Annotated in this window: 5 protein-coding genes and 1 other annotated feature; of the genes, 2 read left to right on the top strand and 3 right to left on the bottom strand. The window is 42.6% G+C overall.

The window, feature by feature from the left end; genetic code table 11:
• Positions 1-848: SAM hydrolase/SAM-dependent halogenase family protein (locus ACI35L_RS16885; RefSeq protein ID WP_439803403.1), on the bottom strand; the 848-nt coding region annotated here is incomplete at its 3' end.
• A gap of 52 nt (positions 849-900) precedes the next feature.
• Positions 901-1,180 (bottom strand) — a binding site (T-box leader).
• Between the two features lie 72 nt (positions 1,181-1,252).
• Positions 1,253-1,894 carry a TetR/AcrR family transcriptional regulator gene (locus tag ACI35L_RS16880; protein WP_439803402.1) on the bottom strand — a complete coding sequence of 214 codons (642 nt, stop codon included), beginning with the start codon at positions 1,892-1,894 and terminating at the stop codon, positions 1,253-1,255.
• A gap of 162 nt (positions 1,895-2,056) precedes the next feature.
• Here ACI35L_RS16880 and ACI35L_RS16875 point away from each other — a divergent pair, with 162 nt between their 5' ends.
• Positions 2,057-3,169, top strand: coding sequence for a YhgE/Pip domain-containing protein (locus tag ACI35L_RS16875; protein ID WP_439803401.1), 1,113 nt, complete (start codon positions 2,057-2,059; stop codon positions 3,167-3,169).
• 54 nt (positions 3,170-3,223) lie between these two features.
• On the opposite strand, the gene ACI35L_RS16870 is transcribed toward ACI35L_RS16875, so the two are convergent.
• A complete protein-coding gene (locus ACI35L_RS16870; RefSeq protein WP_439803400.1) occupies positions 3,224-3,949 on the bottom strand; it encodes a MurR/RpiR family transcriptional regulator in 726 nt (241 codons plus the stop codon).
• 200 nt (positions 3,950-4,149) lie between these two features.
• Between ACI35L_RS16870 and ACI35L_RS16865 the strand changes: the two genes are divergently transcribed.
• On the top strand, positions 4,150-4,913 hold a 764-nt coding region (locus tag ACI35L_RS16865), incomplete at its 3' end, for an HAD family hydrolase (RefSeq protein ID WP_439803399.1).

The following is a 4,913-nucleotide window of genomic DNA, read 5'->3' as shown; positions in this document are numbered from 1 at the left end:
CATCGTCGCAACTTACGTATAGAAATCTTCCAGTCACTGCCTGTGCCAATTCCATACGTATGAGCAAATGATTTCTGATTGAGAGCCAATCCGAGGTTATCAAGGGAATTGACATACAGAATCGCATCCTCTAGCTCACTGTCCGCGAAGGAGCGCCCATAAATGACCTCCTCCTCATACCGGACAGTTTTATCCTTTTCAATCTTGATTAATACTTTATCACCCAATGGGATATTCAATTGCTTAAATAGTTCTCTTGGGACATTGGTCCATAAGTTCCCAAATCTTATATCTAATATTTCAATAATACCTTTGATTTCATCTTCCTTTTTATATAATTCAGAGAGAGGGAATTCCACAAGTGACTTTACGTCAATCTTTGGTCCGACTTCCTTCAAGCTGATCACACCAGCAGCTATTCTTGCTCCTGTATAAGCATATACATCACGTCCATGGAAGGTATAAGATTCTCCCGAGCGCGGAAGGCGGTTTACCTTCTCATCAATCAGCCTTGCCTCTGTGATGCCAATCTTATTCTTAATATGGGATAGTGTACCGTTATCGGGTGTGACTACATAATGCCCGGCAGATGTCTTCGCCACAATACTGCGGCGGTCGCAGCCAACTCCTGGGTCAACCACTGATACAAATACCGTGCCCTCTGGCCAATACGGAATGGCCTGCAAGAGACGATAGGAGCCTTCCCAAATATTGAACGTCGGAATGTCATGCGTATTATTGCTAATCTTCAGCGAGGGATCGACTGATAAGGCCACCCCGTACATGGCACTGACCGCCCCATCGCTTAATCCGAAATCAGATTGAAATACTAATAATCGTTTCATCACAATCCCACCTATCTGTATGCATATAAATAAAAAACACCACGTCCTCCTATTCGTTAAGGACGTGGTGTGATTGCACGCGGTACCACCTTAATTCACTATTTATTCACATAAACAGCCTCAGTAAGTGCATAAACGAATCAATCGTTTTTTACACTCTGGTATGGATAACGAGTACCAAATCTCGCCGAAGCCTACTCGCAATAGAATACTCGATCCTTTCAGCACGAGGCTCAGAGGCCATGTTCAATCAAGTTCCTTCCCGCTTCTTTTCAGCTTCCGAAGCTCTCTTTAGGGAAATCATCTTAATCTACTCTTCTCTTCAATGCCTCTTAAATATTTTGAATTATTTATATATTATCTAGGTTCATGGTCATATGTCAATAGCAATAATAGACAAAAGTGTCCTACTTAATGAAACCATCACCAGAGCTTCCATAGAAGTAACGGTCGAGCCCAATCGCCGCCAGCGGACCCTTTAAAATAATATCAAGCAGCATATTCGCAATCATTTCCGGTGGCTCCTTCGAATCCGTCTGCAGCCAGTAAGTTAACACCCCTAAATGGGCAGAGGAAATATAGGCATAGTATAATTCCAATGGATAATGCATTTGATTCTCTTCCGATGCTTTAGAGAAAACATCCTCGATATTGTAAACGAAGACTTCCCGTATCTTCTCCTTAAAATGAGCATCCCCATTCGCACTCAGGATGACCTTCATGAAATCAGCCTCTTCACGAAAGCATTCAAGCAAACGAATAATGAAAACAAGGCGGTCCTTTGCGAACCCCTCCATATCGGGATGGTTCGTAAACGGCAATTCATCAATAATCGCTTGAATCTTCGCAAATAGTTCCCCCTCAAGCTTGTCCAAAAGGTCGTATTTATCTAAGTAATGCAGATAAAAGGTGCCTCTATTGATTCCCGCACGTTCCGTTAAATCTCGCACGGAAATCTTCTCAAAGTTCTTTTCCTCCAATAAGGAAATAAAGGTTTCCTTAATCTCTTTTTTCGTCCTGATGACACGGCGGTCATAGTTATTGGTCATGGATTATCCTCTTTCCCAAAAAGTTAATGAACACATTTTTGAATCTGTCGTTTAATGAACATCTCCATCAAAATTGATGATGGTGTATTGGTTATATCTAGGATAAGATAAACACGTAATTTAATCAACACAGTGTTCATAAATAGATGAGGAGGAATACAAGTGAAAGACAATAAATTTTTCTTCGCTGCATTTGGTGCCGTTCTCGTATTATTATTCGTCTTTGTTTCCACTGCCATTCCAAGTGCACGCTCCAACCCGAAAGACCTGCCGATTGCCCTTGTATCAGAAGACCAAGGCGTGATGGGAGAAACAATGGTCAACATGATTCAGACGAATGTTAAAACTTCAAAAAACGAGACATTCAAATTCACGGTGGTTAAAAACACGGACGAAATGAATGAGCTGTTGGATAAGAAAGAAATCTACGGTGCTCTCGTGATTCCTAATGATTTCTCTGAGAAATACGCTTCGCTTCAAACAGCAGCGCCAGAATCACCAGCCTTACAGGTCTATGTGAACCAAGGAATGAATACAAACGTAGCAACTGTAGTGAATCAGGCACTAACCGCCATGGTCACACAGCTGAACACCAATATGAGTCAGCAATTATTTGCGGCCATGAAAGAAAAAAATGTGACTTTATCAACTGAACAAGCACAAATTTTCGCTTCCCCAATCCAAAGCGAGGTCATCATGGTCAACCAAACAGGAGACTTAGCCATGGCTCCAACCTCTCTATTCCAGCCGATTTGGCTAGGAAGCATTATCAGTGCCGTATTAATGTGGTTTGCAGGACGTAAGCGTGTATTCAATTCCATTGGCGAACAGCTCAAATTTCGCTTATTGCAGATCGGTGTCGGAGCTGCGCTTGGGTTCTTCACTGGCTATCTCGCCACATGGCTGTCCACCTGGATGCTCGGCTTTGAATACGCAAGCTTCAATGATGTAGCCTTATTCGCCTCCATCGCAAGCTGCGGTTTCATCCTGCTGGTCTTGGCCGCATTAAGCTGGATTGGCTATGCCGCCCTGCCGATTTTCGTACTCTTGATGTTCTTCGGTCTCCCATTAGTCCAGCTTGCACCAGAGATGATGCCAGCGTTCTATGCTGACTGGATCTACCCATGGATTCCAATGCGTTTCCTCTTTGACGGGCTGAAGGAAATTCTTTTCTTTAACGGAGCCGCATGGAATGGCAGCGCCCAAATCCTTTGCTGGATTGCCGCTGTTTCTGCCATTGCCATTACAGCGAAAGCTTCCGCTAAAACAGAATAGGTGCAGATACAAAGAAATCTTGTCAGCTTTTTTAGAGCCGGCAAGATTTCTTTTTTATTGATTCAATTGATGTATTTTCCGTCCCATGGATTCGAGGATATAGACGACTGGCACTTGTGTCGTAATATTGGAGCCTTCACAAAATTCCTCCGTCACGAAATACGGAATATTCAAATCTGATATCTTTGCCACCGTCGAATTATTATGGTTTGTTATACTGATAATTTTGCTTCCCTTCTGCTTAAACTGATTAAGATGAGTAACCGTAAAATGATTTTCTCCTGAGACCGACAAGACAATCGTCACACTATCCTGCATGAGGCTGGAATTTACCGGGAAGAGGGGATCCTTAATATGCACGGAAAATTTCCCAATGCTTGAGAAATACCTGGCCCCATACTCAGCCAGAATCCCCGAGCTGCCTATTCCTAAGAAAATGACATTCTCCGCTTTACCGATCACAACAGCTGCTTCCTTCACCTTTTGATCTAAATCACCCTTCAAGGTTCGCTCATAAAATTCCACAAAGGAATGTTCAGCGTTTTTAATTGGCAGCTTCTTCTCCTCGGTTAAGTACATCTTCAATTTAATCTTAAATTCAGAAAAACCATCACAGTTTATTTTTTTGCAAAAGCGTTGAATGGTCGCTGTAGAAACATGCGTTTCATCCGCCAATTCGCGGATTCTCATATAAACAACCTTCTCGCCATTCTGGCATATGTATTGATAAATAGCTGTTTCCAGCTCATTGAACGAACGAATGACTTCACTTGAGAACATAGAATAAATACGCTCCTTCTCCTAAGAAGATTGACAACATTAGTTTAACATAGCTCAAGAAAAGTCACATGGTGTGACAGTTATGAAACAAATGATTTTTTGTGTCATCCCGGACATAATGCAGCCAATGGATGTTTCACAAAGCCTCCCCCCGTTATCATAAAGAGGTAGAGAAATGATTCAACAACGGAGGGGTTCAAATGATTAAATTAGTGCTAACTGATATGGATGGAACATTCTTAAATAACAGCGGGGATTATAACAGGGAGCTGTACAAGGAAGTTAAGCAGCTGATGGAGGAGAAAAATGTCTACTTTGCCCCTGTCACCGGGAAACAATGTGAACGGGTTGAGGAGCTATTCGGAGAAGATGCTAAAGATTTGTGGATATTAGGAGACAGCGCAACAAGAATCAAGCATAACGGGGAATTTGTCTATGAATCCCTGCTAAGCAATGAACTCGGTCAATGCATCATCCAGCTTCTCGAGGAATTAAGCCCAGACCATACCATTATTGCGTGCACGCAAAGCGGTGCGGTCATTAAGGACTCCACATCCCAAGAGGAAGCAGCAATTGTCCGCAGATCCTATGCACAAGTAAGACAAGTAGCTGATTTCAGCGAAATAAAGGAAGACTTCATCAAAATCACAATTCATGATCCGTTGAAAAAATGTATCGAAACGAGGGAAAAACTATCCCCATTCTTCGATTCCGCCTATATCGTCGCATCCGAAGTGGCTTGGATTGATATCACAAATGCAAATGTGCATAAAGGCACCACTGTCCAGCATCTGCAAGAGCTATTGAATGTCACACCAGCAGAAACAATGGTATTCGGTGATACATACAATGACATCGAGCTGATGGCATGTGCTGAATACAGCTTTGCCGTCCGCAACGCCGTGCAAGAAGTAAAAGATGCGGCTAATTATATCACTCGCTCCAACGAGGAAGACGGGGTATT

Source organism: Pradoshia sp. (assembly GCF_051873915.1).
GTDB lineage: Bacteria > Bacillota > Bacilli > Bacillales > Pradoshiaceae > Pradoshia.
This window is presented reverse-complemented; position numbering and strand designations above follow the sequence as displayed.